Below are 26433 nucleotides of genomic sequence, written 5' to 3' on the forward strand. Positions count from 1 at the left end.
CGCGGATTCCAGCCGCCCGGGGACGCCGGCCCGGTCGGTAACCGGGCGGGAACGCACATGGCCGGCGTCGCGGTGCCCTCGAAGTTGTCCAGATAGCCACATTTCCCCGTTCCACCCGGGGAGGCGGCGGCCTGCACTGGTCCTATGGATCCCTTGGCCTACCTGGCCCAGCTGGGCGGCGTCGCCCGGACCGGCCAGTTCTTGTCCGCCGGCTACAGCCGCCGGGATGTTGCCCGTCTCGCCCGGGTCGCCGGCCAGCCGCGGCGGGGCCTCTTTGCCCTGCCGAACTGCAGGCCCGAGTTCCTGGCCGCACTGCAGCACAATGCCCGAGTCAGCTGCGCCAGCGCCGCCAGCCACTATGGCCTGTGGCTGCGGGATGCTCCGGCCCAACACCACCTGGCGTGCAACCACGGTCACGGCGGCGGCTTCGTCCGGCACCGGACGGTACGATTCGAGGGGCCGGCAGAGCTCCCCGTGGCCGCTGTCGAAGATGTGGTGCTGCATGCCTTGGGCTGCCTCGCTCCCCCGGCGTCCACCGCCATCGCGACGTCGGCCATTCGGCTGCTTGGTGTCCCGCTGGAGCTCTTGCACGCCGAACTCACCGCAGACCGGTCCGGGACGGCCCGGCAGGCACTGCGGCAGCTGGATCTGCGGGCCGAGTCCGTTGTTGAAGTGGACGCCCAACACCTCTTCAGGACCAACGGCATCGGCTACGAGGCCCAGGTCTACCTGCCCGGCATCGGCCGGGTCGACTTCCTGCTCGAGGGGTTCTTGATCGTCGAGGTGGACGGTTTCGCGTTCCACTCAAGTCGCGAGGCGCTTCGCCGTGACCTTGGCCGGAACAATGCCTCGACACTCAGTGGTTTCGCCGTACTCCGGTATATGCCGGAGGACATCTGGTTCGAGCCGGAGCGCGTCCTGGCCGAGATCCGGGCGGTGCTGGCGGGGCCGCGGCACGTCCGGTAGGCCCGGAGTCAGGAGCTGCCGGACACTCCCGCCCAGTTGCTGGGCCGGCCGCGGCGGGACGTCCGCGGAATCCCGGGACCCCCGGGGCAGCAACCGCCGCGCTGCAAGTGGTAACTGGGCGGAAAGGCCCGGGGGCAAAGCGAAGTTAGCGGCTGGCGGCGGGAACCAGCACCCAGAGCACCTCGACGGGGTCGTCGGTGGGGTTGATCCAGGTGTGCGGCTCCCGGCCGGGGAAGGTGACGGTGTCGCCGGTTCCCAGCTCGAACTCCTCGTTGGTGAGGAGAAGCCGGATGCTGCCCTTGACCACGTGGAGCACGTCGACGTCGCAGTCAACGGCGTACAGTTCCGATTCGCCGCGCCCGCGGGGCTCGATCACGGCCTGGATGATCTGCACCCGGCGCTCGGAACGGGCGGTCAGCAAGCGTTCCACGATCCCTTCGCCGCCCAGCGAGATCCGGGGGCCCTCGCCCTTCTTGGTCAGGTGGGTTTCCGGGGCGGCAAACAGCTCGCCGATCGAGATCGAGAGGACCTGGCACAGCGTCACCAGCGAACTCACCGACGGCGAGGTGAGATCCCGCTCGACCCTGCTGAGGAAGCCCTTGGTCAGGCCGGTGGCATCGGCGACCTGCTCGATGGTGAGCCGCTGGGATTGCCGGGCGGCACGGATCCTGGAACCGATGGCAACGGGAACGTTGCTCGGTTCTACGGGTAGAGCCTTCATAAGGGAACCTTTCACGGCCGTCCGCGCGGCCCCATCATTGGAGCCAATCCTAGCCGCAGACCGGTGCCGGAAAGCCCTGAGGGACACGCCGCAGTCATATGTTGACTGTTACCGCGGTCACACCATATCTTTGGCAACAAGCGTTGCCTATAAGGCAATCATACGCGCGGACTATCCGCAGCCCGCCGCAATCCACCGCCAAGCAGCAACGGGCGCCGGCCGCAGTGCCGCGGACCGGTGATCACCCCTGCTTCGAACCGCTCCAAGGAGCCCTCAATGGACGCAAGTTTCGTCAACATCGCCATCGTGGTGGTGTATCTCATTGCCATGCTGGCCTTCGGCTGGTGGGGCAAATCCCGCACCAAGAACAACAGCGACTTCCTCGTGGCCGGCCGCCGGCTGGGCCCGTTCCTCTACACCGGCACCATGGCCGCCGTCGTCCTGGGCGGAGCCTCGACGGTGGGCGGCGTGGGCCTGGGCTACAAGTTCGGCATCTCCGGCATGTGGCTCGTGGTGGCGATCGGCGCCGGGGTGCTGCTGCTGAGCCTGCTTTTCGCCAGCACCATCCAGAAGCTCAAGATCTACACGGTCTCCCAGATGCTGACCCTGCGCTACGGCAGCCGGGCCACCCAGACCTCGGGGATCGTCATGCTGGCCTACACGCTGATGCTCTGCGCCACATCCACCGGCGCCTACGCCACGATCTTCGTGGTCCTGTTCGGCTGGGACCGTGCACTCGCCATTGCCGTCGGCGGCGCCATCGTGCTGGTGTACTCGACCATCGGCGGCATGTGGTCCATCACGCTGGCCGACCAGGTCCAGTTCGTCATCAAGACGGTGGGCATCTTCCTGCTGATGCTGCCCTTCACGCTCAACGCTGCGGGCGGCCTCGACGGAATCCGCAGCCGCGTTGACGCCAGCTTCTTCCAGATCGATGGCATCGGGGTCCAGACGATCATCACCTACTTCGTCGTCTACACCCTGGGCCTGCTGATCGGCCAGGACATCTGGCAGCGCGTGTTCACCGCGAAGACCCCCGCCGTCGCCCGCTGGGGCGGTTCGACGGCGGGCATCTACTGCATCCTCTACGGCGCCGCCGGCGCACTGATCGGCCTCGGCGCCCGCGTGGCCCTGCCGAACATCGACGTGAAGGCACTGGGCAAGGACGTCGTCTACGCGGAGGTCGCCACCAACCTGCTGCCGATCGGCATCGGCGGCCTGGTGCTCGCAGCGGCCGTTGCCGCCATGATGTCCACGGCCTCGGGCGCCCTGATCGCGGCCGCCACGGTGGCCCGCGCCGACGTCGTGCCCTTCGTGGCCAGCTGGTTCGGCAAGAACATCAACACCGATGACACCGACAACCCGGAACACGACGTCAAGGCCAACCGCCTGTGGGTGCTGGGCCTGGGCGTCGTGGCGATCGTGATCGCCATCATCACCAAGGACGTTGTCGCGGCGCTCACCATCGCCTACGACATCCTCGTGGGCGGCCTGCTGGTCGCAATCCTCGGCGGCCTGGTGTGGAAGCGCGGCACCGGCGTCGCCGCGGCCGCATCGATGGCGGTCGGGTCCGTCCTGACCCTCGGCACCATGATCGTGCTGGAGATCAACGCCGAGGTGCCGCTCGATGGCATCTACGCCAACGAACCGATCTACTACGGCCTGCTGGCCTCCGCGGTGGTCTACGTCGCCGTGTCACTGCTGACCAAGCCGACGGATCCCGCGGTGATGGAGAACTGGCACGAGCGTGTGGCCGGCGGAGCAACGGAAGAGCCGGAACAGGTTCCGGCGCTGAGCCACTAGCCCAGGCACGGCCCGGGTCCGCGCACGGGCTTGGGCACAGCCCGGCAGGACCGGGCCAATGACGGACGACGGCGGTGCCTCCCACACGGGGAGGCACCGCCGTCGTGCTGTCCGGACTATTGAGGAAGCTTGCCGAAGGCCGCGGCGCCTAGCCTTCCTCCTCGGGCTCGCGGAACTCGTCCGCATCGGCCGGCACGATCGGCTGCTCATCACCGAGGAAGTCTTCCGCGTCGAGCGGGACGAGCCGGTCGGCCTCTTCGAGCAACTCCTCGTCCACGGTCTCCGCATCCCCCACTGGGGCGTCCTCGGCGAAGTCGTAGGCAGGATCAGACTCGACGGAGTCCCTGGCCGGCTGGGCGGCCTGTGATCCGGTGTTGTCCATGGTGCGACCTCCGTGCGCTCGGGCTGCGGCAGGGTTCCTTAGACAGCCGCACCCGCACGCTGACGCCCGGTGCGCGGCCGGACGGGCCTGCCGCGGAAACCCGCCCTGACCCTTATTCGAACATCGCGGGCGGTGGGGGTCAAGGGCCGTCCTGCCCGGCCGACACCGGGCACTAAGGGTGCTTACTTTACGGCGTACCGAAACTTTCCACTGAGGATTGCCAGCCGAAAATCCGCGGAATTACAGGGTACGCTGGAGTCGCAATGGGGCCGGTCCATGCCCCATCAAGCCCAGGAGTTTACGTGTCTCAGCACGCCCCATCTGACCCAAACCATTCTGCCCAGAGCCCCGCCGCGGGCTCTTCGGCGAGCCCGGCAGCCGTTACGTCGGCCGGGCCCACGGTGAGTACTGCCACCCCGGCCGACATCAAGCGTTGGCGCCAATACCTCGCCGACGAACGCGCCGAGGCCTCTGTCTACCGCGACCTCGCACAGAACCGCAGCGGCGAGGAACGCGAGATCCTGCTCGCGCTGGCCGAAGCGGAAGGCCGCCACGAGGCGCACTGGCTGCAGCTCCTTGGCGAACACGCAGGCCGGCCGCGCCCAGCCTCGCTCCGCAGCCAGTTCCTCGGTTTCCTGGCCCGGCACTTCGGCTCCGTGTTTGTCCTGGCCCTCGCGCAGCGCGCCGAGAGCCGCTCCCCGTACGCGAACGATCCCAACGCCACGCCGGCCATGGTCGCCGACGAACAGATCCACGAAGAAGTGGTCCGCGGCCTCGCCACCCGCGGCCGGAACCGGCTCGCCGGGAGCTTCCGCGCCGCGGTGTTCGGCGCCAACGACGGGCTGGTCAGCAACCTGTCCCTCGTGATGGGCATGGCTGCCTCCGGCGTCGCCAGCTCGGTGGTCCTGCTCAGCGGTGTAGCCGGGCTACTGGCCGGAGCCCTGTCGATGGGAGCCGGCGAGTTCATCTCCGTGCGGTCCCAGCGTGAGCTGCTGGCCGCGACGCGCCCCACCCAGATCACCCTCGCGGCGGCGCCCTCGCTGGACATCGAACACAACGAACTCCTGCTGGTCTACCTGGCCCGCGGGATGTCCCGCGAAGCCGCCGAGCACCGCGTTTCCGAACGGATGGGGCTGCTGGACTGCGACTGCGATCCAAGCCTTTCCCTGCGCCCGGAACTCCCGGAGACCGAGGACCAGCACGAGGCCGTAGGCACAGCCTGGAGCGCCGCGGCGTCGAGCTTCTGCTTCTTCGCCTCCGGCGCGATCGTGCCGATCATCCCGTTCCTGCTGGGCATGACCGGGATCGGCGCCCTCGCCGTGTCGGCAGCCCTGGTGGGCCTCGCGCTGCTGCTGACCGGCGGCGTCGTGGGCCTGCTCTCCGGCACCTCCCCGGCCAGCCGCGCGTTCCGCCAGCTCGCGATCGGCATTGGCGCCGCCGCCGTTACCTATCTTCTTGGCATGGTGTTCGGCGCGGTGGTCGCCTAGTGGACGATTCCGGGTTCCGGGACCGCGGCCCGCGGCACAGCCGTGCCCGCAGTGCCGCCCGGGTCATCCGGAACCTCGCGGCCGTCATCCTGATCGCGGGAGCCGCCTTCCTGGCGGCCGGGCTGGTGTACGGCGACCCGCGTTTTGTTGGGCTGTTCGAGTTCAACGGCGGGGCCAACGCCCAGCCGGCCCACGCGCCGGCGAACCACCCGACGGCCAGCCAGGCGGGACGAAAAGCCGGAATGCCCGCAGACGGATCAATGGCGGTGCCCCCGCCCGGATTCGAAGAACAGGATCAGCCCCTGGGCGAACCGCGGACCCCGCCGTCGGCCAGCAAGTCCTACAAGTTCCTCGCCACCAACGCCGACGGCAGCCCGGTGGGCTACTCCCCCTGCCGTCCCCTGCACTACGTGGTCAATGCCGCTCTGGCCCCCAAGGGTGCCGGCGCCCTGGTGGAAAACGCGATCAAAACCATCTCTGAAGCGACCGGAATCAAGTTCGTCAACGACGGCTCCACCACCGAGGCCCCGAGTCAGAGCCGCGCTCCCTATCAAAAGGACAGATACGGCGAGCGCTGGGCTCCCCTGCTGATCGCCTGGACCACCCCGGGGCAGGCTCCGCAGCTCAAGGGTGCCGTGATCGGCACCGGCGGCAGCACCCACTTCAGTTTCGGCGACGGCCCCAAGAGCTTCGTCACGGGCAGCCTGGAACTGGACGCGCCGCAGATCACCGAGGACCTGAACCGCGGGGACAGCTCGGCCTACGCCACTGCCGTGATCTTGCACGAACTGGGCCACGTGATGGGCCTGGAACACGTGGACGACCCCACGCAGCTGATGTACCCCGAGATCGGCGCGCCGGATGGACTGGCCGCCGGGGATCTGAACGGCCTGTACCAGCTGGGCCACGCGTCCTGCCGCAAGGATCTCTAGGGCCTTGCGGGGCTGCAGGTGCCGCAGGTCCTAGCGTTCGAGCACGGCGAGGGCTTCCTCGACCGTGTCCACCAGGAAGATCCGGTTTTCCATCCGCCGGCCCGCGGCGAGGCTCTGCAGCAGGGGCCACGCGGGGTATCTGCGCAGCCAGTGCTCCTTGCCCACCAGCACCATCGGTGTGATGGTCTCCGGGGCGCCGTAGTAGTTTTCGCACGCGTCCTGGAAGATTTCCTGCACGGTACCGCCCGAGCCCGGCAGGAAGATGACTCCCCCGTTGCACAGCTCAAGCAGCACGGCCTCCCGGATGGCGTTGGCGAAGTACTTGGCGATGTGGGTGGCAAAGAAGTTGGGCGGCTCGTGGCCGTAGAACCAGGTGGGAATGCCCAAGGACGGGGTACCGCCGGGATGGAGTTCGACGACGGCGGCCGCGGCCCGCGCCCACGCGGACACCGAGGGCCGGAAGCCAGGGACGACGGCGAGGTCTGTCAGCGCCTGCTGGAAATCCGCTTCGTCCGCCGCGCTAAGGTAGGCGCCTAGGTTGGCCGCTTCCATGGCGCCCGGGCCGCCGCCAGTGGCGACCACCCTGCCGTTGCGCGCCAGCAGGCGGCCCAGCAGTGCCGCCTCGGTGAAGCCGGCCGAACCGCGGCTGGCGGCGTGGCCGCCCATCACGCCGACCATGGTTCGGCCAAGGCAAAGCTCCGAGCGGGTCAGTTCGTCCAGTGCATCCCCGATGGAGTGGTCATGCAGCGCCGCCGCGAGGGTGGCGTCCAGCCGGTGCCTCTGGCCGGGGCGGATGCTCCACTGGTAGACCCGGGCGTCCAGGGTGTCCTCGTAGCGGGTCTGTTCCACCCCCGCGTAGAGCTCCTGCGGGGTGTAGAGCTGGCCGCGGTAGGGGTTGAACGGTACCTTTTCCAGCTTGGGAAAGATCAGGGCGCCGCGGTCGCGCAGCGAATCCTCCACGCCGTCGTCGAAGGTGCAGCCCAAGAAAATGGCACCCTGCGAGTCGAGTGACTCCAGCGCTTCCCGGCGGCCACGCAGATCCAGCGACTGCACGTGCCAGCCGTGCATGGACCGTGCGCCGTCAGCGACCAGCCGGTCGAAACTGTCGACGCTTTCGACCTCCAGGGTGCGCGGACTCGGGTGCAGGCTGCGGGCGGCGCTCATCCGGGGGCCTAGTGGAGGTGGCCCGGGGCGGGACCGGAACCCGCTGCGGCCTCCGAGGTCATGTACGCGTCGAGCTTGGCTAGGGTCTGTTCGATGTTGGCCGGGTGGCGGCGGGGGTAGCCGGCCAAGCGGAGCAGGATCCTGGCCGGTACGGCACGGGCGTCCCACTGCTCGGTGACCAGGGTGCCCGGGTTGCCGTTGGCGTCAGCGATGGGGTTCAGCAGGTAGCGCCAGATGTGGCCGCCAAAGTGCCGCCACGCGATCCGCCGGCCCTCCTCGAACTCGCAGACGGTGTTGAGGATCTTGTAGTCCATCTTGATGTTCATTTCCATGCCGAACTTCGCGCCAAGGGCGAGGCGTTCCGGGCCACGCGGCTGGGCGCCCTTCACGGTGCCCGAACCGTCAATCACGCTGTGCAGGGCCGGGGTGGCGAGCACCTCGAAGATGGCTTCCGGGGCGGCCGCGATGAAACGGCTGCGGGACACAAGGTATCTGTTGCTCATCCGGCAATCCTAGCCCTGCGCTGCGATGCCGAACTTGTGGTGCAAAATGAGTCATGCAGATTCCAGCCCAGCCCTTCAGCGGCCGCCCCCGCATCGGCCTTCCGGTCCGGCTCAGCAGTTCCTTGGGCCCCGATCCGCGGGTGGCCGAGGCCAACGCGCTCTTCGACTACATCGTTGACCTGGTCCGCGACGGCGGCGGCGAGCCGGTACTGCTGACCGGCGCCGGGGCCCTCGACGGGCTCGACGGCGTCGTTCTTCCCGGCGGCGGCGACCTGGACCCCCGGCTGTATGGTGAAACGGACGGCGGGACGTGCTACGACATCCACCACGGGCAGGACGAGCTGGATCTCGCGGTGGCCCGGGGGTCGATCGACGCCGGACTGCCGGTGCTCGGCATCTGCCGCGGGCACCAACTGCTGAATGTGCTCTACGGCGGGACCCTGGTCCAGGACATGGCTACGGGTTCCGTGGCGCACCGTGAACCGCAGCCCGTCCACGGCGCGGGACCCTGGGCCTGGCACGAGGTCCGGATCACCGGGGGCTCGAAAGTGGCCGGGCTGTACGGCAGCACCGGTTCCGCCGGGGAATCCGGTGCTGCAGCCGCGGTCACGGTCAAGATTGCTTCCGGCCACCACCAGGCCGTGGCCCGCGTGGCCGAAGGGCTCGTCGTGACCGCGCTGGCCGACGACGGAACGGTGGAAGCCCTGGAAGATCCGCAGCGCTGGGTGGCCTCGGTGCAGTGGCACCCGGAGGCCCTGGAGCTCCCCGCCGAGGAGCGGCAGGCCCCGTTCCGGTCCTTTGTGGAGCTCTGCCGGAGCCACGCGGCAATGCGCTAGTGCGCTAGCTAGAGCCGCTGCAACTGCGCGTCGTGCGCGTCCTCGGCGTCGGTGGCCGCCGGAGCGTCGACCGCCGGTGCGGGCCGTCCGGCGTCGTCCATTCCTGCAGTCTTGGCACCCTTCTTGGCGGCAACGGCGGCGAAGGCCATCACCAGCAGGCCCAGCAGGGTGATGCCGGCGCCCGCCCAGATCGGCGAGGTGTAGCCGAGGCCGGCGGTGATGGTCACGCCGCCCATCCATGCACCCAGCGCGTTGCCGACGTTGAAGGCCCCGATGTTGGCGCCGGAGGCCAGGGTGGGCGCGCTGTCGGCGTACTTCATCACGCGCATCTGCAGCCCGGGCACGGTGGCGAAGCCGAAGCCTCCCAGCAGCACCATGGAGGCGATGGTCATCGGCTGGTTGGCGGAGGTGAGGGCGAAGGCGACCAGCACCACGACGAGGGCGGCCAGCACCACCAGCAGCGTGCGGTCCACGTTCCGGTCCGCGGCCTTACCCCCGAGGGTGTTGCCGATGAAGAGGCCGACGCCGAAGAGGATCAGCAGCCACGGCACGGTGGCCGCGGAGAAGCCGGTGACCTCGGTCAAGGTGAAGGCGACGTAGGTGAAGGCGCCGAACATGCCGCCGTAGCCGAGGATGGTCACGGCGATGGAGAGCCAGACCTGGCCGGAGCGGAACGCACGGAGCTCACCCCGGAGTCCGCCAGAGGCAGAACCAGCGTCGCTCTCCCCTGATCCCGTTTTCGGTACAAGGGTAAGGATTCCCACCAGGGCCAGCACGCCGATGCCGGTGATGGCCCAAAAGGTGGAGCGCCAACCGGCGGCCTGGCCGAGCATGGTGCCGAACGGCACGCCCAGGACGTTTGCCGCCGTCAGCCCGGTGAACATGATGGCGATGGCGCCCGCCTTCTTGGTGGGGGCAACCATGCTGGCGGCCACCACAGCACCGATTCCGAAGAACGCGCCGTGGGCAAGGGCTGCAATGATCCGGCCGACCATCATCAGGGCATAGTCCGGGGCGATTGCGGAGACCAGGTTGCCGGCGATGAACAGGACCATAAGCACCGCGAGGACAGGTTTGCGTTCGAAGCGCGTCACCGCGGCCGTCAGGAGCAGCGCTCCCACGACGACGGCGAGCGCGTAGCCGGAGATCAGCCATCCGGCGGTGGCTTCGGTGACGTGGAAGTCTGCCGCCACTTGCGGCAGCAGGCCCATGATGACGAACTCGGTGAGTCCGATTCCGAACCCGCCGAGGGCGAGTGCTATCAGGCCGATAGGCATGGATGAGCTCCTTCAAAACTGTACGGAGGGAATTGCGAAGCGTAAGCTATTAGTTGCAGACGCGTTCTTTATTGTTGCACACGCAACTATAGCGCGCAAGCAACTACTTTGTGGGCTGCCCGCCATCCGCCGTTCGGAAGGCGGCCGCCCGAGCTGGAAGGGAGCACAACAGATGGGCATCAAGGACGACGCTGTCGAGGTCCGGGCGCAAGGCTGGCGGACCCTCGCGGCGCTGCACGGGCTGATCGAGGCGGAGCTGGAACGCTCACTGCAGGCCGAAGCGCAGCTCTCGGTGGTTGAGTACACCGTGCTGGACGCGTTGAGCCGCCAGGACGGCTGGCACATGCGGATGCAGCAGCTTGCCCGCGCCACGGCCCTGAGCCCCAGCGCCACCACGCGGCTGGTCAACCGGCTCGAGGAACGCGGCCTGTTGACCCGGATCCTTTGCGCGGACGACCGCCGCGGGATCTACACCGAACTCACGCCCAGCGGGATCGAGCTGCTGGAGCAGGCACGGCCGGTTCACGACCACACCCTGGAGCGGGCCCTGGCCCAGGCCCAGGAGGTTCCGGAGCTCGCCGCACTGGTGGACGCGCTCCCCCGCCTGCACGCTGGGGTCTAAAGCCGGCTAAACCCTTGCCCGCCGGCCGGCTCGAGGCGTACCGTTAAACAACCAAGAGGTTGATCAACCAATCAGTTGAATAGTGAATACTGCTGGTTGCGTACCTCGATTGGTTGGAGAATACGGAGCTTCACCCATGGCCGACGACGACGAGCACCTCGACTCCGCCTTCCTGGCGCTGGCCGATCCCGTCCGCCGCCACATCATCGCCCGGCTCAGCCGCGGCCCGGCCACGGTTAACGAATTGGCGGAACCCTTCGCGATCACCAAGCAGGCGGTTTCGAAGCACATCCAGGTCCTCGAGCAGGCGGGGCTGGTCACGCGCACGCGGGACGCCCAGCGCCGGCCCGTCCACCTGAACCCCGCACGGTTGGAGGCGCTCACCGCTTGGATCGACCGGTACCGGCTGGTCCGCGAGGAGCAGTTCCGCAGCCTCGAAGCCGTGCTCCAATCCCAGGCCGCTGCGAGCGGCACCCAGGCAAAGGACTCATCATGAGCAACGCCCTGAAAATCACCGTTCCGGAAGGCTTGCCGTTCATCGACTTTGAGCGGGAGTTCGACTTTCCCGTGGCCGACGTCTTTCGCGCCCACAAGGAACCCGAGCTGGTCGTCCAGTGGCTCGGCCCCCGCCGGCTCGCGATGGAAGTGGACTACTACGATTTCCGCACCGGCGGCAGCTACCGTTACACGCACACCGGGCCCGACGGCGTCGCGCACCTCTTCAGCGGGGTCTTCCACACCGTCCGGGACAACGACTTCGCCGTCCAGACCTTCGAATACGGCGGATACCCGGACGTGGTCAGCATCGAGTACCTCACCTTCCGGGACCTGGGCGGCGGCCGCACCCGGCTGAGCGCGCATGCGGTCTACCCCAGCCTGGCCGCCCGCGACGGCATGGCTCAGTCCGGGATGGAAGGCGGCCTCACCGAAGCCTACGAGCGGCTCGAGGAACTGCTCGCCGGTGCGGGGGCCTGAAGGGCTTCATCCAGCACCCGGCCGAGGTTTCCGGCGTCGTGCGCAAAGCGGCCCAGGAAAAGCCCGTCCGCCGCTGCCAGCTCCGGCAGCAGCCCCGGCCCCGCGCTGCCGCCGTAAATGATGGGGCAGGCGGCCGCGCCGAGGCCTTCGCGGATGCGCCCGATCACCGCGTTGACGTACCCGGGGTCGGCGGGCTGGTCGGCGCCGATTGCCCAGACCGGTTCGTAGGCCAGGACGAGTCCGGGCGTCAGCGATTCGTCGCCTCCGGTCGCGGAGCGGACCTGCTCCAGGCAGAAGTCCGCAGCTTCCTCCGGGGCGAGCCTGCCGGGCTCGCCGATGCACAGCAGCGGCGTCAGCCCGGCGTCGACGGCGGCCCGGACCTTGCGGGCCACGACGCCGCTGTCCTCGCCGAACTGTGCCCGGCGCTCCGCGTGGCCGATCTCCACCAGCGAGACGCCAAGTTCCGCCAGCATCCCGGGGCTCACCTCCCCGGTTAGCGGCCCGTCACCCCAGGCGCAGTTCTGGGCACCAAGGAGCACCGGCGAGCCGGCCAGGATGTTCCCCGCCTCGGCCAGGACCGGGAAGGACGGGATGACGAACACCCGCACGTCCCGGTCCGCGGCCAGGGCGGGACGGCTGTCCACCACGGCGCGCACCTCCGACAGCCAGCGCAGGCTTTGCTGGTAGCCCAGGTACATCTTGGTGCTGACACCGATGTACAGGGGCGTGGCGCTGGCGCCGGAGGTGCGGCTCATGGGTCTCCTTCGGGTGGGGCGGCCGGCTACGGGACCGGACTTAGTCCAGCAGTTCGTCTGCCTTGTTCCGGAACCGCTTGGTGGCGAACATCATCGCCGCCGCCACGAAGGGCAGGACGCCCAGGGCGTAGACGCCCATCGAGCCGGTGGGCGACTGCGTGGCCTCGTTGACCGCGGTGCGCAGGATCGGGGCGACGAAGCCGCCCAGGTTGCCCAGCGAGTTGATCAGGCCGATGCCCGCCGCCGCAGCGGAACCGGCGAGGAACGCCGTCGGGTAGGACCAGACCACGGGGCCGACGGCCAGGAAGCTGCAGACTGCCAGGGTAATGAAGATCATGCCCAGCACCGGCTGGTGGTTGGTGCCGGCCCAGGCCGAACCGAAGATGCACAGGCCGGTGGAGATGAACAGCGCGGTGCCGAACTTGCGCCGTTTGGCCACGGTGTTGGCAGCCTTGCCGATGAAGTAGCAGGAGAAGATGCCGAAGAACCAAGGCACGGCGATCAGCAGGCCGACCGCAAGGCCCACCTTCTGTCCGGTCAGGGAGGAGACCTGCTGCGGCAGGAAGAACGTCACGCCGTAGACGGCGATCTGCAGGCAGAAGTAGATCGCGGTGAAGTACCAGACCCGGCCGTTGCGCATCGCGGCGAGGATGCCGCGGGGGCCGGTTTCATCCTTGATGTTGTCCTCCAGCGCCATGACTTCCTTGAGCGCAAACTTCTCTTCGCCGCTGAGGAACTTGGCCTTCTCCGGACCGTTGATCAGGAAGAAGAACGCCGCGATACCGGCCAGGACAGCGAGCAGGCCCTCGACGAAGAACATCACCTGCCAGCCACGCAGGCCCGGCACCTGGTCGCCGATGTTGATCAGCCAGCCGGAGAGCGGGTTGCCGATCATCTGGGAGAACGGCTGGGCCAGGTAGAAGATGGCGAACATCTGCACGCGCACCTTGTTCGGGAACCACTCGGCGAGATACATGATGACGCCCGGGAAGAGCCCGGCCTCGGTCACGCCGAGGAGGAACCGCAGGATCACGAACGAGGTCTCGCCCTGCACGAAGGCGAAGCACGCGGAGACGATGCCCCAGGTGATCGCGATGCGCGCCAGCCAGATCTTGGCCCCGACCTTCTTCAACAGCAGGTTGCTGGGAATCTCGAAGATGGCGTAGCCGATGAAGAAGATGCCGGCGCCAAGGGCGAAGGCTCCGGCGGACACGCCTTTGTCCGCGCCCAGGGCCGCTTCGGCGAAGCCGACATTGGTCCGGTCCAGGAACGAGACGACGTACAGAATGACCAGCATCGGCATCAGCCGGCGGGCCGCCTTGGAAATCGCGGACTTCAGGACCGGACGGGCCAGAAGCTCCTTGGATGTTGCGGTTGTTACGGACACAGCACTCTCCTTCGAGTGATGAGGTGGGGTGGTTCCCCCGCGGGCCGGCGGCCCGCGGTTTGGTGCATGCTCCCGGGATCGGGGGCCGTCAGTGCATGTACAGGCCGCCGTCGACGTTGAGCGTCTGGCCGGATATGTAGCCCGCATCCTCGCCGATCAGGAAGTGGATGGCCGCGGCGATGTCGCGGGTGCTGCCCACCCGGTTCACCACCAGGTCCTTGACGAGCTCTTCCTTGCGGTCCTCGCTGAGGGTGCCGCCCATGATGTCGGTGTCGATCGGGCCCGGTGAGATGGCGTTGACGGTGATGTCGTACTCGCCCAGTTCGCGGGCCGTGGCGCGGGTCAGGCCGATCACGCCGGCCTTCGCCACCGAGTACGGGGTCTTGCTGAAGGTGCCGCCGCCGCGCTGGGCGGAGACCGAGGAGATGTTGACGATCCGGCCCAGCCGGTTCTTCACCATCGATTCGGCGGCCCGGCGGGTGGCGTAGTGCACCCCGTTCATGTTGATGTTGAGCACCCGGTCCCATTCGGCGGCGTCCAGTTCGAGGTACGGCACCGGTGAGCTGACGCCGGCGACGTTGGCCAGGGCGACGAGTTGCGGCAGTTCGGCCTCGATCTCGTCGATCGCGGCGCGGACCGAGGCCTCGTCGCCGATGTTGGCTCCGGCGCCGTGGGCTTTGATGCCGTGCTTTTCGGCCAGGTCCTTGGCCAGGGCTTTGCTGGCAGCATCGTCCAGGTCGATCACGCCGATGTTCCAGCCGCGCTCGGCGAGGTAGTCCGCGGTGGCCCGGCCGATGCCGCGCTCGGAGACGGCGCCGGTCACGATTACGGTGCGGTCTGCGGGGAAGGTGGTCATGGAAGTCTCCTTGGGATTGTTCAGTGAGGGCAGGGCTTAGCCGAGGGGCGCAGGGCCGAGTTCCTCGATCAGCTTCTGCATCGCGACGTAGGCCTTGTTCCGGTATGCCACCAGGGCGGCGGTCCGGTCCGCGGGAACGTTGAGGAAGCCCGAGCCGGTCTTGGTGCCGAGCTGGCCGGCGTCGACCTTTTCCTGCAGGATCTGCGGGGTGGCAAAGCGCTCCGGGAAGCCGGTTTGCAGCGACTTGTAGCAGAAGGCGTACACGTCCAGCCCGGCCATGTCCGCGATTGCGAACGGGCCGAAGAAGGGCAGCCGGAAGCCGAACGTGGTGCGGACCATGGTGTCCACGTCCTCGGCCGTGGCGATGCCTTCCTCGACCACCTGCGCGGCCTCGTGGAAGAGGGCGTACTGCAGGCGGTTGAGCACGAAGCCGGTGACGTCCTTGACGGTCGCGGTTTCCTTGCGGGTCTCCCCCACGATGGCACGGGCGGTTTCGACGGTGGCCTCGGCGGTGCCGGCGTGCGGGATAACTTCCACGCCGGGGATGAACGGGGCGGGGTTGGAGAAGTGGACGCCCAGGAATCGTTCCGGGTTCGCCACAGCCTCGGCCAGCTTCGCGATGGAAATGGTGGAGGTGTTGGAGCCGATGATGGCGTCCGGTCGCGCGGCGGCGCTGATCCGGCCCAGGGTGGCGTGCTTGATCTCCAGGACCTCGGGCACGGCTTCTTCGATGTATTCGGCGTCGGCGACGGCCTCTTCGATGTCTTTCGCGGCCCAGAGGTTTTCCTTGAGCTTCTCGGCCGAGCCAGCCGGGAACAGCCCGGCCGCGACGAACTCGTCGGCTTCCTTGAGCAGCCGCTCGTAGTTGCTTTGGGCGATCTCGGCGGAGACGTCGGCGAGGGCGACGCGGGCGCCGGCGAGGGCCAGGACCTGCGCGATGCCGCCGCCCATGTAGCCGGAACCGACGACGGCGATGTTACGAGTGGTCATTTGATTTCAAGTCCTTCCGAGGCACCTTCATAGGAGTGGATTGCGTCCACCTTCGCCGCGGATGCGGAGGTGTCATCAAAGCGGTGGCCCAGCCATTCGCCGACCAGCTTCTTGGCCAGTTCCAGGCCGATCACGCGCTGGCCCATGGTCAGCACCTGCGCGTTGTTGGACAGCACGGAGCGCTCCACGGAGTAGCTGTCGTGCGCGGTGACGGCGCGGATGCCGGGAACTTTGTTGGCAGAGATGGCCACGCCCAGCCCGGTCCCGCAGATCAGCAGGGCACGGTCGGCCTCGCCGGCGGCAACCTTCCGGGCAGCCGCGACGGCCAGGTGCGGGTAGGCGGTGGTGTCGTCGGGTCCGACGCCGACGTCCTCCACCGAGGCGACGCGCGGATCCGCCTCGAGCAGTTCCCGCAGTGCGTTCTTGTATTCGACGCCGGCTTCGTCGTTGCCGACGACGATCCGCCAGCCGGGCTGGGCCTCGGCGCTGGTGGCTTGGGTGGTCTTTGTCATGTGCTGCTCCTTAGCTGCGTTCGATCGAGGCGGCGTAGTCGGCCACGCGGCCGGCGATCAGGCCGAAAGATACGGCGCCGGGGTCCGGGTGGCCCAGGCTCTTCTCGGCCAGCGGGCGGGCCCGGCCTTTCTTGGGGCTGAGCGCCGCCGTGGCCTCGGCAGCCTGGGCGGCCGCGTCGGCCGCGGTCCGCAGGCTGCGGGCCACGCCGTCGCCGTCGCCGATCGCGCGGTTGAAAACGTCGGCGAAGGGAAGCAAGGCGTCCACCATCGTCTTGTCACCGGCTTCGGCCTTGCCGAGGGTGATGATGGCGTCCCGGAGGGCGTCGACGGCGGCGGCTGCGTCCGAAGGGGTGTACGTATCCTTGCTGCCCAGGGCACGTCCGACGGCGGTGACCGCTGCTCCCCAGAGGGCTCCCGAGGTGCCTCCGGCGCGCTCGGCCCACTGCTCGCCGGCCGCTGCCAGGACTTCTTCCAGCCCGGCTCCGGCTGCGTGCGATTGTTCCGCCGCGGCGACGGCGGCGTCCACGCCGCGGCGCATGCCGATGCCGTGGTCCCCGTCGCCGGCAATAGCGTCGAGTTTGCCGAGGGCTTCCTCGTGCTCGACGACGACCGACTGGGCCACCTTCAGCACGCCGACCGCAGTGGCGGCCAGCGTGGTCGACGCCGCCGTGGCAGCCAGGACCGGCGCCGCGTCGGCGTCGGCCTGCGAGGAGACGGTCCGGGCCCGGCGCGGAGCGAGGTTGCCCTTGCGGAAGGCGGGGGTGTCTGCGGGGGCGGACCAGAACTTCTCCAGCTCCGGATCCAGCCAGAACAGCGTCAAGGACAGCCCGGACATGTCCAGGCTGGTGACCAGCTCGCCGCATTCCGGCTCCACGATCTCCAGGCCGGCGGCGGTCAGCAGGCCTTCGATCTTGCCGAACAGCACGAACAGCTCGTCGTATTTGACCGTGCCCAGGCCGTTGAGGATCGGCACGACCCGGCGTCCCGCAGCCTCCGGCTTGTCCTTGAGCAGTCCTTCCACCAGCAGCGCTGCCAGTTCGCTGGCCGTCGGCAGCGGCTGCTCGGAGATCCCCGGTTCGCCGTGGATGCCGAGGCCCACGGACATCATGCCCTCGGGCACCGTGAACAGCGGTTCCGCGGCGCCCGGCAGGGTGCAGCCGGCGAAGGCGACGCCCAGGGACCGGGTGTGATGGTTTGCCTTGATGGCCAGCCGCTCCACCTCGTCCAGGTCCAGTCCGGCCTCGGCGGCGGCGCCGGCGACCTTGAAGACGGTCAGGTCCCCGGCGATGCCGCGGCGCTTGCCGATCTCGGCCAGCGGGGCGCTGGCGATGTCGTCGGTGACCAGTACGGTGCGGGTCTCGATGCCCTCGGCGTTGAGCTTGTCCTGCGCCTGGCCGAAGTGCAGCACGTCCCCGGCGTAGTTGCCGTAGCTCAGCAGCACCCCGCCGCCGGTCTCCGCGGCCTTGGCCACGCGGTAAACCTGACCGGCGGACGGCGAGGCGAACATGTTGCCGCAGGCGCTGCCGGCAGCCAGTCCGGCGCCGACCAGGCCGGCGAAGGCCGGGTAGTGCCCCGACCCCCCGCCGATTACCAGGGCGACCTGGCCGGCCGGAGTCTCGGTGGAACGGACCACCCCGCCGTCCACCCGTGCCACGTACTGGCGGTGGGCGGCGGCAAAGCCGTCGAGGGCGTCGTCCGCGAAGCTCGCGGGATCGTCAAATATCTTGGTCATGATTCCTCGTTGAACCGGTTGGGACGGCGGCTTTGCGAGCCGCCGTCGTCCTAGACTGCGGGGACGGCCGCCGGGAGCTGCCGGCCCTGGGCTACCAGGGACGTGCCGAGGGCGTATCCGTCGCGCTTGGGCAGGACCTGGCGGCGCAGGTAGTCCTGGTTGGCGGCGGTGACGCTGAGTCCGTCGCCGCCGTAGTGCTCGGTGCAGATGATCCCCTGGAAGCCGACCGAGATGGCGAACTGGAAGGCCTCGCGGTAGCTGATGAGGCCGGATTCCATCGGTGCGGGCATGGCGACGTACTGGTCCTTGGCGCGGTTTTCGTCCCGGATGTAGTTCTTCACGTGCCAGTAGTTGGCGTAGGGCAGCGTCTTGTGGACCATCTCGCGCCAGTCCTCGATGGGACGGTGCAGGCGGATCAGGTTGCCGATATCCGGGTTCAGCCCGACGTTCGGCAGGTCGATGTCCTGGACCAGCTGCACCGAGGAGTCGGCGGTCCCGAGGTAGGTGTCCTCGTACATTTCGAGGGAAACCAGGAGGCCGAGTTCTGCGGCGTGCCGGCCGACTTCGCGGATGCGGGTGACGGCCTTGTTCCAGGTCTCCTTGTCCCCCACCGGATCCTTGTGGCCCTCCACGGTCCAGAACCAGAGCTGTTCGCGCTGGGCCGGGGTCAGGGCCTGGTGCAGGCCGATCGAAACGACTTCGCAGCCCAGCTGCGCGGCGGCGTCGAGGGTGCGGTGGGTGTAGGCCAGGTTGTCTTCCCAGTTGGCCTCATCGATCACGCTGCGGCGGATCGCGGAGATGGCCGGCAGGCCGACGCCGGCGTGGCGGGCGGCCGCCGTGAGTTCGTCCAGCCGGGCAGTGCTGAGATCACCCGGGCGTACCCAGCTGTCGGTCAGGTCGGCGTTGGCAAAGCCCGCATCGGCGACTTCCTCGAACACCTGCTGCCACTCGGCGGCAGGGGCATCCTGGACGGAGGTTCCGTCCGGGCGGACACCCGGGAACTGCAACAGGGCCGCGGTGATGGGCCAGTTTTCGGCGGTGTACGACATCGTCACTCCAAATCTTGAATCACATTTCCTATAGGATTCACCCGATAGGAAAGCTTGTCAAGGGTTTTTCAAGGAGTGGGCGCCTGGCTGCCGAGCCGGCCGCCTGGTCTGGGCTTGGCTGCCTGCCTAGCTGAGCACTTCCCTGTCGTGCTGCGAGCGCTGTTTGACGCCTTCGATGTGCGCGATCATCATCCGGCGCGCGAGGTCGGCGTCGCCGGCCTCAAAGGCCCGGAGGATCTCGGTGTGTTCGGCGATCGCGAAGTCCGCGTCGGTAACGCCGAGGCCGCCGAAGAAGCGGAAGCGCTGCACCTGGCCGCCGAGTGCGTTGTAGGCGGAAAGCAGGAACTGGTTGTTGGCGTGCTCGGCGATGAGCCGGTGGAACCGTTCGTCGGCCTCCCAGTAGGAGCGGAACTCGGCGAAGGACGGCCCCCGCGGGGCGGCTTTGAGGTCATCGATGGCTTGCCCCAACTGGGCGGTGAGATCGGCGTCGGCGTGGCTGCAGGCCATGAAGGCGTTGGCCGGTTCGATCACCAGGCGCGCGTCCATCAGGTCCGCCAGTTCGGAGGCGGTAAAGAGCGGCGCTACCCGGTAGCCGCGCAGGGCCATGCGCCGCACCATGCCGGTGGACTCGAGCCGGGCCAGGGCCTCCCGTACAGGCGTCGGCGAAACGTCCAGTTCCCGGGCCATCCCGTCGATGCTGACCGGAGTTCCGGCCTGCAGCCGGCCGTCCATCAACGCGACGAGAATCGCGTCGTAGACGTGGTCGGCCAGGACCTGCCTGTTAACGCCGCGGGGGCCCGGTTCCTTGATTGCCATACTGAAATCCTATAGCCGCCCCGCGACGATGGGCGTCCCGGCGAACGGCACAGCTCCCCGTTCGCCGGGCGCCGTTGGCTGGCTTTTACGCTCAAGGACGACACTGCTGGCGCCGGGGCATTTGCACACTGCGGCACGAGGGACCATCTTAGAAAGCATGCTTATATTGTCCTGATCGAGGCGCGGGCTCCCCTGCGGCTTTGTGCCGCCGTGCTTTGCGGGAGCTGGTGCCGGGGTGGTGGAAGACATGGAAGGTGGAAGAAGATGCCCACATGGGTGCAAGCCCTGTTATGGGGAACCGTAGCGGGCGCGGCCCTCGTCCTGGGGTCGGCCATTGCCTGGAAGTGGACCATCGCTCCGAAAGTCGTCTCCAGCATCATGTCCTTCGGCGCCGGAGTCCTGATCTCCGCCCTCTCGTTTGACCTGGTCGATGAGGCGGAACGCGGCGGCGGGCTCTGGCCGACCGTGGCCGGCTTCCTTGCCGGAGCGTTGGTCTATGTCGGGGCGAACGCCCTGCTGGCCCGGCGGGGAGCCAAACACAGGAAACGCTCCGGCGGAAAGCAGCCCTCTGAAAAGGACAAGCCGGGCAGCGGCACAGCCATCGCGATCGGAGCCCTGCTGGACGGCATTCCCGAATCCGTCGTCCTGGGGCTTGGTCTCGTCTCGGGCGGATCCGTCAGCGCGGCGGTGCTCGCGGCCGTGTTCATCTCCAACGTTCCGGAGGGGCTCTCCAGCACCGCGGGGATGAAAAAATCCGGCCGCAGTGCGGGCTACGTCTTCGGCGTGTGGGGCGGGATTGCCCTCATTTCCGGGCTGGCGTCGCTGATTGGCTATGCCAGCCTGCAGAACGCCCCGGCTGAAATGGTCGCTTTCATCACCGCCATTGCCGCCGGCGCGATCCTGGCCATGCTTGCCGACACCATGATCCCGGAGGCTTTCGAGGAACACCATGTCCTGACGGGCCTGATTGCTGCTGTCGGCTTCCTGGCGGCCTTCACCATCAGCCAGGCCGGGGGCTGAAAGAAGCCCCCGGCCCTTGGCCGCCGCTGGTCAGCGCTGGAGTCCGCGCAGCACCTCGATCACGGACGAATCGTCCCGCCGGCCCAGGCCCGCCCGCCGGCCGCTCAGGTAGAGCTGTTCGGCCGCGGCGGCGAGCGGAGCAGGGTAGGTGCTGTCCCGCGCCGCTTCCACCACCAGCCCCATGTCCTTGACGAAAATGTCCAGCGCGCTGCGGACCTCGGTGTTCTCCGGGTCAACCATGCGGGATCCCCGGTCATCGAACATGAACGACGCCGCCGCACCGGAGCGCAGCACCTCCCAGGTCTGCTTCGGGTCCAGGCCGAGCGCCTCGGCGAACGCCAGGGCCTCCCCCGCCACGGCGATGTGTACGCCGCAAAGCAGCTGGTTGACCAGCTTGACCTTCTGCCCGTCGCCCACGTTTGGGCCCACTACGGGAGCGGAGCTTGCCATCGCGTCCAGCAGCGGCCGCACCGCAGCCAGTGCCCGTTCGGAGCCGCTGACCATCATCAGCAGCTCGCCGGTGGCAGCACGCTTGGTGCCGCCGGAGACCGGCGCGTCGACCAGTTCGACGTCGAACGGCGCCAGCCGCTCTGCCAGGGACACCACGGCGGCCGGCCCAACGGTGGCCATCAGCAGGACCACAGTGCCCGGGCGCAGGGCCGCTGCCAGTTCGTCGGGGCCGAAGAGCACGGCGTCGGCCTGGGCCGGCGTCGCCACCATCAGGGCGACGGCGTCGGCCTCTGCCACGGCTTCCTTGGCTGTGGCTGCCGGCACGAGGCCGGGAACCGCGAGCGACTGCGCCCGTCCTTCGGCGACGTCAAAGGCCGCGACCTCGTGTCCGGCTTCGGCGAGGACCACCGCCATGGGTCCGCCCATTGCGCCCAGTCCGATCCATCCGACCTTGGTCATGGCGTTACTTCCTTTCCTGGTGCCGCGGACGTGGTGCCACGGAACAGTTCGATGGTGTCGGCGAGCGCGTTCTCGTCGCCGACATTGCCCGCGAAAACGACGTACGGCATGCCCTGCACGCCGGGGGCGGCTTCGTCGGGCCGGAGCACCGAGACCATGCCCGGGAAAAGCTGGCCCAGCACGGTGGCGCGCCTGATGCCGAGGCCGCGGACGGCGACGTCGTGCGATGTGATGCCGCCCTTGGCGATCACCCAGGCCGGGTTGGCGGCCAGGGCAGCCTGGACCACCTCGATCAGGGCGGCGGAGACGCTGCGGGCGATCTCGAGGCTTGCGGCGGCGTCCGCGCCCTTGAGCAACGACCGCGAGGTGTAGAGCAGGACATCGGAGTCGGCGAGGGCGCTGACCACCCGGGCCGCGGTGTCCGCGATGTGCGCGCCGCGGGTGGCAGGGTTGACGAGTTCTGCGACGGACAGTTCGACCTCGGTGACCCCGCCCCGGGCCTGCGCCGCTGCGACCTGGCGTGCCGTCTGGCCCACGTGGGAGCCCACGACGGCGAGCCCGTGGCCGGCCGGGCGTCCGGCGGGCCAGATGTCCTGCGCCTGCAGGACGGGCTTGGGGTCCAGCCCTGCGAGCGCGCGGACAAATGACGGTCCGGTGCGGTGCAGGAAGACTTTGCCCTCGCGCTGGACCTGCTGCAGGCCCAGGACGACGATTTCCAGGTCGGCGAACTCGGTAGCGTTGACGATGATGAGCTGCAGCCCGCTGGCAGAACGCAGGATCTCGGCAACCCGGTCCTCGCCGCCGGTCCGGATGTCCTCGAGGCTGATGCTGAGCACCTGCTCCGGCGTGACGGTGCCGCCGCTCTTTTCCGCGACGAAATACTTCAGGTCGGACGACTGGTACCCGAACGTCGCGTCCTTGGCGAACTCGGTGTCTCCGGCGGGGACGGGTTCCCCGCCGACGATGGCCCAGTGCACGTCCCCGGCGGTGAAACGTCCGGCCTCAAAGTAGGACGGCGCCAGCAGGACGCCGTCGAAGCCGTGCCCGGTGACCTCGCGCCGGACGGCGTCGAGGGTGCGGATTTCGGCCATCACGTGGCCGCGGAGCGTCGAGTCGCTGCGGCTGACCAGGTCCAGGGGTGCGCCGAGCCGCTGCTCGAGCTCGAAGAGGGCCCTGCCGGCGGCCTGGTTCAGGGCGACGGCGTCGGCCTCGTCGAGGCTGCGGGTGTTGGTCAGGATGAAGCAGGTCGATTCGGGCTGCGCCAGGGCCGCGGCGTATTCGTCTGCCTCAAGCACGGTGACGACGGAGACGCCGTGCACGGACTGCGAGCCGGTCGGATCGTCGTCGAGCACTGCGGTCCGCCGGCCGGTCGCGGCGCGGTAGTCGCGGATCCGTTGCCGGGCATCGGGCAGACGGACGGGCTCGGGGAAGGCTGCAGCGGGGGCGGCGTGTGCGCCCGGCTGTGCCGGCTGGTGTCCGTCGGAGTGGGTTTCGTGGGTCATGCTGTGGTCCTTCCGGGTGCCGTGCGGCCGAAGCCGCACGGCACGTCGTGAAGCATGCGGGGTCAGGAGACCTGCAGGCCGCCGTTGATGTCGTAGGTCGCGGCGGTGATGTAACCGGCGTCCTCGCTGAGCAGGAAGGCCATCAGGGCAGCGACTTCGTCGCGGGTGCCGACCCGGCCCATCATGATGCCCTCGGACATGGCGGCCTTGCGCTCTTCAGTCAGCGTGCCGCCCATGATGTCGGTGTCGATCGGGCCCGGTGCCACGGCGTTCACGGTGATGCCGAACTCGCCGACTTCGCGGGCCAGGGCACGGGTGAAGCCGAGGATCCCGGCCTTGGAGGCGCTGTATGCGACCTTGGAGAACGTTCCGCCGCCGCGCTGGGCGGAGATCGAGGAGACGCTGACAATCCGGCCGAGGCGTCGTTCGATCATGCCCTTCAGGACCCGCTGCGAAACGATGAAGGTGCCGCGCATGTTGATCGCGAAGACCTTGTCCCATTCGGCGACGGACGTTTCCATGAACGGAGTCGGTGAGCTGATGCCGGCCAGGTTGGCCAGGCCGACGATCGGCGGCAGCGTCTGCTCGACCTCGGTGATGGCCCGGTCCACGGAGGCTTCGTCCGAGACGTCGGCCCCCACGCCGATCGCCTTGACGGCCCGGTTGGAGCCGATCTCGGCTGCGGCGGCCTGGGCGTCCTCGGCGTTGATGTCCAGGATCGCGATCGACCAGCCGTCGCGGGCCAGTCGGTCTGCCGTGGCGCGACCAATGCCGCGGGCGGAGGCGGCGCCGGTGAGGACGACCGTGCGTTCGGCGGGGAAGGTGGTGTTTTCAGTCATGGGTGGTTCCTAGTGGCTTTCAGTGACGGAATGGGCCGCGGCGGCAGAGACGCCTTCCGGGCGGTTGCGGGCGTAGAGGTAGGTGGCGACGGCGGTGATCGCGAGGCAGGCGGCCAGGAAGACCAGTCCGCTCTGGCTGTTGCCCGTAGCGTCCTTGAGGATTCCGACGATGTACGGGGCGACGAAGCCGCCCAGGTTGCCGAGCGAGTTCACCATGGCGAGTCCGGCCGCGGCTGCCGCGCCGGTCAAAGCCGCCGAAGGCATCGCCAGGAACGGCGCAATGGCCGAGTAGATGCCCATCGCTGCGAGCGTCAGGAAGACCATGGCGAGGACCGCGTTGACCGGAAGCAGATAGCCTGCGCCGAGCAGGCCGACGGCGGCAAGCACCATGCTGGCGCTGGCGTGCCAGACCCGGTTGCCCGTACGGTCCGAGCGCTTGCTCCAGAAGTAGACGAACACGGCCGCGATGGCGTAGGGAATGAAGACGATGAAGCCAACCTGGACGGTATCGAACTTGCCCAGCGCCTTGACGATGGTCGGCAGCCAGAGGCCCAGGCCGTAGATGCCGCAGACCAGGCCGAAGTACAGGGCCGAGTACGCGAGGGTGCGCGGATCCTTCAGGCCGGCCAGGAAGTTGTGCTTGCCGGACTTCTGCTTGTCGGCCAGTTCCTTGCTCATGGTCGTGGAGAGCCACTCGCGTTCCTCGGGCTTGAGCCACTTGGCGTGCTCCGGCCGGTCGGTCATGACGAACGGGGTGATGATGCCCAGCACAATCGCCGGGATGCCTTCGATGATGTACAGCCACTGCCAGCCGTGCAGGCCGGCAACGCCCTCCAGACCCAGGAGCATGCCCGACACCGGCGCGCCGAGGGCGTTGGAGATCGGCTGGGCCAGGATGAAGATACCCAGGACGGTCACGCGCTGCGCGGCCGGGAACCAGAGGGTCAGGTAGAACAGGATGGCCGGGAAGAAGCCGGCTTCCGCCGCGCCGAGCAGGAAACGGACGATGTAGAAGCTGGTCTCGCCGTTGACCAAGAACATGGCAGTGGCGAAGATACCCCAGCTGATGAGGATGCGGGCGATCCACTTACGGGCGCCGTAGCGGTACATGCCGCCGTTGCTGGGGATCTCCAGCAGGGCGTAGCCGATAAAGAAGATGCCGGCGCCGAGGCCGTAGGCGGCTTCGGTAAGGCCGATGTCGCCCTGCATGCCGAGCTTGGCGAAGCCGACGTTGTTGCGGTCCAAGTAGGCGACGAAGTACAGCAGGACAATCAGGGGCATGAGCCGGCGGCGGACTTTGCGGAGGGTGGTCTGGCCGAGTTCGCTCAGGGCCGGGGCTGCGGTCAGGGAGGTCATCGCGGGCCTCCACCGGTAATCAGGGTGCCCAGGGCAGGGACGTGCGCGCGCATAGAGACTCCTTTGGCTTGCGGCATTCCGAGGTGATTGGGATGTCAGATGTCTGATATCTATCTGAGATTCTAGTCACACGGCTATGCGGCGTCAACAGGATTCGTAAAAATGCAGCGATGGAACGACGCCCCCGCGCAGCCGCCGGCTGGGGTGGGCCGGCTGCGGGTCAGCTGGCCGCGGCGCCGCGGCTGGAGACCGCGAGGTAGCGTTCGTAGTCCTCGAAGGTCTGCGTGATGTGCGCGTCCATCGCCGAGCGTGCCGCCGCCGGTTCGCCGGCCGCAATAGCGGCCAGGACCAGCTTGTGGTGGTGGATGGCGTGCCGCTGCACGTCCGGGAACGCCGAGGTCTCGCGCCGCATGGCGTAAAGCAGGGTCGAGAGCTGGCCAAGCAGGGCTGGCACGAACGGGTTGCCGGATGCCCGCAGCACGGTGTCGTGGAAGGAAATGTCGGCCAGGGTCAGCGCGTCGACGTCGCCGGAATGGTGCGCGGCCTCCATCAGCTCAACGCTTTCGGTCATGGCGGCGAGGTCGGCCGGGCTGTGGCGTGAGGCGGCGAGTTCGGCGGCGCCGGTCTCGACCATGCGCCTGACTTCGAGCAGGCGGAGGGCTACCTGGTCCGAGGCGACGCCGCGGGAGGCAGCCCGCATGATCGCGTCCAGGCCGGTCCAGCGCTCGGGCGGATTCACGAAGGTGCCGAGGCCCCGCTTGACGTAGACGACGTCCTGGGCCTTGAGCACCTTCATTGCTTCACGTGCGGTCAGGCGGCTGACGCCCGATTCCTTCGCGATGTCCGCTTCCGGCGGCAGTGCCTCGTCGGCCTTGATCTGGCCGCTGAGGATGTACTCGAGGACTTTGTCCACTACGACGTCGACCAGCGTCCGTCGCGCATCTGCCATCGTGATCCCCTGCCTGCGCACCCACGGGCGCGCTTTGCCTTTTCCCAACATTACTAGACGCACGACGCCGGTCCCTGCCGCCGTCGTACCTTA

Annotated in this window: 27 protein-coding genes; 9 read left to right on the forward strand and 18 right to left on the reverse strand. The window is 68.4% G+C overall.

Features of this window, described 5'->3' with window-relative positions; all coding sequences use genetic code 11:
• Positions 1 to 144: 144 nt before the first annotated feature.
• Entirely contained in the window at positions 145 to 966 is an 822-nt protein-coding gene (locus tag AC1DNC_RS15010; protein ID WP_476863326.1) for a DUF559 domain-containing protein, read from the forward strand.
• Positions 967 to 1111: 145 nt separating this feature from the next.
• On the opposite strand, the gene AC1DNC_RS15015 is transcribed toward AC1DNC_RS15010, so the two are convergent.
• A complete protein-coding gene (locus tag AC1DNC_RS15015) occupies positions 1112 to 1687 on the reverse strand; it encodes a helix-turn-helix domain-containing protein (RefSeq protein ID WP_476863327.1) in 576 nt (191 codons plus the stop codon).
• Between the two features lie 276 nt (positions 1688 to 1963).
• Here AC1DNC_RS15015 and AC1DNC_RS15020 point away from each other — a divergent pair, with 276 nt between their 5' ends.
• Complete coding sequence (locus AC1DNC_RS15020; protein ID WP_476863328.1) at positions 1964 to 3490, forward strand: sodium:solute symporter family protein; 1527 nt, start codon at positions 1964 to 1966, stop codon at positions 3488 to 3490.
• A gap of 148 nt (positions 3491 to 3638) precedes the next feature.
• Here the strand turns inward: AC1DNC_RS15020 and AC1DNC_RS15025 are convergent, their stop codons facing one another.
• On the reverse strand, positions 3639 to 3872 hold the full coding sequence (locus AC1DNC_RS15025) for a hypothetical protein (RefSeq protein ID WP_476863329.1): 234 nt from the start codon (positions 3870 to 3872) through the stop codon (positions 3639 to 3641).
• A gap of 302 nt (positions 3873 to 4174) precedes the next feature.
• On the opposite strand from AC1DNC_RS15025, the gene AC1DNC_RS15030 reads away from it, so the two are divergent.
• Together AC1DNC_RS15030 and AC1DNC_RS15035 are read left to right on the forward strand one after the other, a co-directional pair.
• A complete protein-coding gene (locus AC1DNC_RS15030) occupies positions 4175 to 5359 on the forward strand; it encodes a VIT1/CCC1 transporter family protein (RefSeq protein ID WP_476863330.1) in 1185 nt (394 codons plus the stop codon).
• Positions 5359 to 6291: a matrixin family metalloprotease gene (locus tag AC1DNC_RS15035; RefSeq protein WP_476863331.1), complete on the forward strand. Its 933-nt coding sequence runs from the start codon at positions 5359 to 5361 to the stop codon at positions 6289 to 6291. The genes AC1DNC_RS15030 and AC1DNC_RS15035 overlap by 1 nt, the downstream gene beginning before the upstream one ends.
• A 30-nt stretch (positions 6292 to 6321) precedes the next feature.
• On the opposite strand, the gene AC1DNC_RS15040 is transcribed toward AC1DNC_RS15035, so the two are convergent.
• Positions 6322 to 7455, reverse strand: a complete 1134-nt coding sequence (locus AC1DNC_RS15040) for an LOG family protein (protein ID WP_476863332.1) — start codon at positions 7453 to 7455, stop codon at positions 6322 to 6324.
• Positions 7456 to 7463: 8 nt separating this feature from the next.
• Entirely contained in the window at positions 7464 to 7958 is a 495-nt protein-coding gene (locus AC1DNC_RS15045; protein ID WP_476863333.1) for an SRPBCC family protein, read from the reverse strand.
• A gap of 53 nt (positions 7959 to 8011) precedes the next feature.
• Here AC1DNC_RS15045 and AC1DNC_RS15050 point away from each other — a divergent pair, with 53 nt between their 5' ends.
• A complete protein-coding gene (locus tag AC1DNC_RS15050) occupies positions 8012 to 8794 on the forward strand; it encodes a gamma-glutamyl-gamma-aminobutyrate hydrolase family protein (RefSeq protein WP_476863334.1) in 783 nt (260 codons plus the stop codon).
• Positions 8795 to 8802: 8 nt separating this feature from the next.
• On the opposite strand, the gene AC1DNC_RS15055 is transcribed toward AC1DNC_RS15050, so the two are convergent.
• Complete coding sequence (locus AC1DNC_RS15055; protein WP_476863335.1) at positions 8803 to 10071, reverse strand: MFS transporter; 1269 nt, start codon at positions 10069 to 10071, stop codon at positions 8803 to 8805.
• Between the two features lie 172 nt (positions 10072 to 10243).
• Here AC1DNC_RS15055 and AC1DNC_RS15060 point away from each other — a divergent pair, with 172 nt between their 5' ends.
• The 3 genes from AC1DNC_RS15060 (at position 10244) to AC1DNC_RS15070 (ending at position 11668) form a co-directional block, all read left to right on the forward strand.
• Entirely contained in the window at positions 10244 to 10693 is a 450-nt protein-coding gene (locus AC1DNC_RS15060) for a MarR family winged helix-turn-helix transcriptional regulator (RefSeq protein ID WP_476863336.1), read from the forward strand.
• A 136-nt stretch (positions 10694 to 10829) separates the two neighbouring features.
• Positions 10830 to 11189: an ArsR/SmtB family transcription factor gene (locus AC1DNC_RS15065; RefSeq protein ID WP_476863337.1), complete on the forward strand. Its 360-nt coding sequence runs from the start codon at positions 10830 to 10832 to the stop codon at positions 11187 to 11189.
• Positions 11186 to 11668: an SRPBCC family protein gene (locus AC1DNC_RS15070; RefSeq protein WP_476863338.1), complete on the forward strand. Its 483-nt coding sequence runs from the start codon at positions 11186 to 11188 to the stop codon at positions 11666 to 11668. The genes AC1DNC_RS15065 and AC1DNC_RS15070 overlap by 4 nt, the downstream gene beginning before the upstream one ends.
• On the opposite strand, the gene AC1DNC_RS15075 is transcribed toward AC1DNC_RS15070, so the two are convergent.
• The 8 genes from AC1DNC_RS15075 to AC1DNC_RS15110 all read right to left on the reverse strand — a co-directional run bounded on the left by AC1DNC_RS15075 (position 11626) and on the right by AC1DNC_RS15110 (position 19765).
• Positions 11626 to 12423 carry a triose-phosphate isomerase family protein gene (locus tag AC1DNC_RS15075; protein ID WP_476863339.1) on the reverse strand — a complete coding sequence of 266 codons (798 nt, stop codon included), beginning with the start codon at positions 12421 to 12423 and terminating at the stop codon, positions 11626 to 11628. The two genes, AC1DNC_RS15070 and AC1DNC_RS15075, sit on opposite strands and share 43 nt — an antisense overlap.
• 40 nt (positions 12424 to 12463) lie before the next feature.
• Positions 12464 to 13810 carry an MFS transporter gene (locus AC1DNC_RS15080; protein WP_476863340.1) on the reverse strand — a complete coding sequence of 449 codons (1347 nt, stop codon included), beginning with the start codon at positions 13808 to 13810 and terminating at the stop codon, positions 12464 to 12466.
• 88 nt (positions 13811 to 13898) lie between these two features.
• Entirely contained in the window at positions 13899 to 14666 is a 768-nt protein-coding gene (locus AC1DNC_RS15085) for an SDR family NAD(P)-dependent oxidoreductase (RefSeq protein WP_476863341.1), read from the reverse strand.
• A 36-nt stretch (positions 14667 to 14702) separates the two neighbouring features.
• Positions 14703 to 15656 (reverse strand): 3-hydroxyacyl-CoA dehydrogenase family protein, encoded by a 954-nt coding sequence (locus AC1DNC_RS15090; RefSeq protein ID WP_476863342.1) that lies wholly within the window; start codon positions 15654 to 15656, stop codon positions 14703 to 14705.
• Entirely contained in the window at positions 15653 to 16168 is a 516-nt protein-coding gene (locus AC1DNC_RS15095; protein WP_476863343.1) for a ribose-5-phosphate isomerase, read from the reverse strand. The genes AC1DNC_RS15090 and AC1DNC_RS15095 overlap by 4 nt, the downstream gene beginning before the upstream one ends.
• A 10-nt stretch (positions 16169 to 16178) precedes the next feature.
• Positions 16179 to 17900, reverse strand: a complete 1722-nt coding sequence (gene dhaL, locus AC1DNC_RS15100; protein ID WP_476863344.1) for a dihydroxyacetone kinase subunit DhaL — start codon at positions 17898 to 17900, stop codon at positions 16179 to 16181.
• A 50-nt stretch (positions 17901 to 17950) separates the two neighbouring features.
• On the reverse strand, positions 17951 to 18949 hold the full coding sequence (locus tag AC1DNC_RS15105) for a sugar phosphate isomerase/epimerase family protein (RefSeq protein ID WP_476863345.1): 999 nt from the start codon (positions 18947 to 18949) through the stop codon (positions 17951 to 17953).
• A gap of 126 nt (positions 18950 to 19075) precedes the next feature.
• On the reverse strand, positions 19076 to 19765 hold the full coding sequence (locus tag AC1DNC_RS15110; RefSeq protein ID WP_476863346.1) for a GntR family transcriptional regulator: 690 nt from the start codon (positions 19763 to 19765) through the stop codon (positions 19076 to 19078).
• A 264-nt stretch (positions 19766 to 20029) separates the two neighbouring features.
• Between AC1DNC_RS15110 and AC1DNC_RS15115 the strand changes: the two genes are divergently transcribed.
• Complete coding sequence (locus tag AC1DNC_RS15115; RefSeq protein ID WP_476863347.1) at positions 20030 to 20785, forward strand: ZIP family metal transporter; 756 nt, start codon at positions 20030 to 20032, stop codon at positions 20783 to 20785.
• Positions 20786 to 20815: 30 nt separating this feature from the next.
• On the opposite strand, the gene AC1DNC_RS15120 is transcribed toward AC1DNC_RS15115, so the two are convergent.
• The 5 genes from AC1DNC_RS15120 to AC1DNC_RS15140 form a co-directional block, all read right to left on the reverse strand.
• Complete coding sequence (locus AC1DNC_RS15120) at positions 20816 to 21694, reverse strand: NAD(P)-dependent oxidoreductase (protein WP_476863348.1); 879 nt, start codon at positions 21692 to 21694, stop codon at positions 20816 to 20818.
• Complete coding sequence (locus AC1DNC_RS15125) at positions 21691 to 23196, reverse strand: four-carbon acid sugar kinase family protein (RefSeq protein WP_476863349.1); 1506 nt, start codon at positions 23194 to 23196, stop codon at positions 21691 to 21693. Before AC1DNC_RS15125 ends, AC1DNC_RS15120 begins: the two co-directional genes overlap by 4 nt.
• Positions 23197 to 23258: 62 nt before the next feature.
• A complete protein-coding gene (locus AC1DNC_RS15130) occupies positions 23259 to 24035 on the reverse strand; it encodes an SDR family NAD(P)-dependent oxidoreductase (protein WP_476863350.1) in 777 nt (258 codons plus the stop codon).
• Positions 24036 to 24044: 9 nt separating this feature from the next.
• Positions 24045 to 25391 carry an MFS transporter gene (locus tag AC1DNC_RS15135; RefSeq protein ID WP_476863351.1) on the reverse strand — a complete coding sequence of 449 codons (1347 nt, stop codon included), beginning with the start codon at positions 25389 to 25391 and terminating at the stop codon, positions 24045 to 24047.
• Positions 25392 to 25611: 220 nt separating this feature from the next.
• Entirely contained in the window at positions 25612 to 26340 is a 729-nt protein-coding gene (locus tag AC1DNC_RS15140) for a FadR/GntR family transcriptional regulator (RefSeq protein WP_476863352.1), read from the reverse strand.
• Between the last annotated feature and the right edge of the window lie 93 nt (positions 26341 to 26433).

It is taken from the genome of Arthrobacter sp. 01N442 (assembly GCF_056399345.1).

What these genes read in the sequence shown, in the direction of transcription:
- AC1DNC_RS15120 (WP_476863348.1), bottom strand. Translation starts at nt 21,694, where the DNA reads ATGACCAAGGTCGGATGGATCGGACTGGGCGCAATGGGCGGACCCATG.
- AC1DNC_RS15015 (WP_476863327.1), bottom strand. Translation starts at nt 1,687, where the DNA reads ATGAAGGCTCTACCCGTAGAACCGAGCAACGTTCCCGTTGCCATCGGT.
- AC1DNC_RS15010 (WP_476863326.1), top strand. Translation starts at nt 145, where the DNA reads ATGGATCCCTTGGCCTACCTGGCCCAGCTGGGCGGCGTCGCCCGGACC.
- AC1DNC_RS15125 (WP_476863349.1), bottom strand. Translation starts at nt 23,196, where the DNA reads ATGACCCACGAAACCCACTCCGACGGACACCAGCCGGCACAGCCGGGC.
- AC1DNC_RS15085 (WP_476863341.1), bottom strand. Translation starts at nt 14,666, where the DNA reads ATGACCACCTTCCCCGCAGACCGCACCGTAATCGTGACCGGCGCCGTC.
- AC1DNC_RS15115 (WP_476863347.1), top strand. Translation starts at nt 20,030, where the DNA reads ATGCCCACATGGGTGCAAGCCCTGTTATGGGGAACCGTAGCGGGCGCG.
- AC1DNC_RS15075 (WP_476863339.1), bottom strand. Translation starts at nt 12,423, where the DNA reads ATGAGCCGCACCTCCGGCGCCAGCGCCACGCCCCTGTACATCGGTGTC.
- AC1DNC_RS15055 (WP_476863335.1), bottom strand. Translation starts at nt 10,071, where the DNA reads ATGCCTATCGGCCTGATAGCACTCGCCCTCGGCGGGTTCGGAATCGGA.
- AC1DNC_RS15065 (WP_476863337.1), top strand. Translation starts at nt 10,830, where the DNA reads ATGGCCGACGACGACGAGCACCTCGACTCCGCCTTCCTGGCGCTGGCC.
- AC1DNC_RS15025 (WP_476863329.1), bottom strand. Translation starts at nt 3,872, where the DNA reads ATGGACAACACCGGATCACAGGCCGCCCAGCCGGCCAGGGACTCCGTC.
- AC1DNC_RS15135 (WP_476863351.1), bottom strand. Translation starts at nt 25,391, where the DNA reads ATGACCTCCCTGACCGCAGCCCCGGCCCTGAGCGAACTCGGCCAGACC.
- AC1DNC_RS15050 (WP_476863334.1), top strand. Translation starts at nt 8,012, where the DNA reads ATGCAGATTCCAGCCCAGCCCTTCAGCGGCCGCCCCCGCATCGGCCTT.
- AC1DNC_RS15105 (WP_476863345.1), bottom strand. Translation starts at nt 18,949, where the DNA reads ATGTCGTACACCGCCGAAAACTGGCCCATCACCGCGGCCCTGTTGCAG.
- AC1DNC_RS15090 (WP_476863342.1), bottom strand. Translation starts at nt 15,656, where the DNA reads ATGACCACTCGTAACATCGCCGTCGTCGGTTCCGGCTACATGGGCGGC.
- AC1DNC_RS15045 (WP_476863333.1), bottom strand. Translation starts at nt 7,958, where the DNA reads ATGAGCAACAGATACCTTGTGTCCCGCAGCCGTTTCATCGCGGCCGCC.
- AC1DNC_RS15140 (WP_476863352.1), bottom strand. Translation starts at nt 26,340, where the DNA reads ATGGCAGATGCGCGACGGACGCTGGTCGACGTCGTAGTGGACAAAGTC.
- AC1DNC_RS15130 (WP_476863350.1), bottom strand. Translation starts at nt 24,035, where the DNA reads ATGACTGAAAACACCACCTTCCCCGCCGAACGCACGGTCGTCCTCACC.
- dhaL (WP_476863344.1), bottom strand. Translation starts at nt 17,900, where the DNA reads ATGACCAAGATATTTGACGATCCCGCGAGCTTCGCGGACGACGCCCTC.
- AC1DNC_RS15110 (WP_476863346.1), bottom strand. Translation starts at nt 19,765, where the DNA reads ATGGCAATCAAGGAACCGGGCCCCCGCGGCGTTAACAGGCAGGTCCTG.
- AC1DNC_RS15095 (WP_476863343.1), bottom strand. Translation starts at nt 16,168, where the DNA reads ATGACAAAGACCACCCAAGCCACCAGCGCCGAGGCCCAGCCCGGCTGG.
- AC1DNC_RS15040 (WP_476863332.1), bottom strand. Translation starts at nt 7,455, where the DNA reads ATGAGCGCCGCCCGCAGCCTGCACCCGAGTCCGCGCACCCTGGAGGTC.
- AC1DNC_RS15060 (WP_476863336.1), top strand. Translation starts at nt 10,244, where the DNA reads ATGGGCATCAAGGACGACGCTGTCGAGGTCCGGGCGCAAGGCTGGCGG.
- AC1DNC_RS15020 (WP_476863328.1), top strand. Translation starts at nt 1,964, where the DNA reads ATGGACGCAAGTTTCGTCAACATCGCCATCGTGGTGGTGTATCTCATT.
- AC1DNC_RS15070 (WP_476863338.1), top strand. Translation starts at nt 11,186, where the DNA reads ATGAGCAACGCCCTGAAAATCACCGTTCCGGAAGGCTTGCCGTTCATC.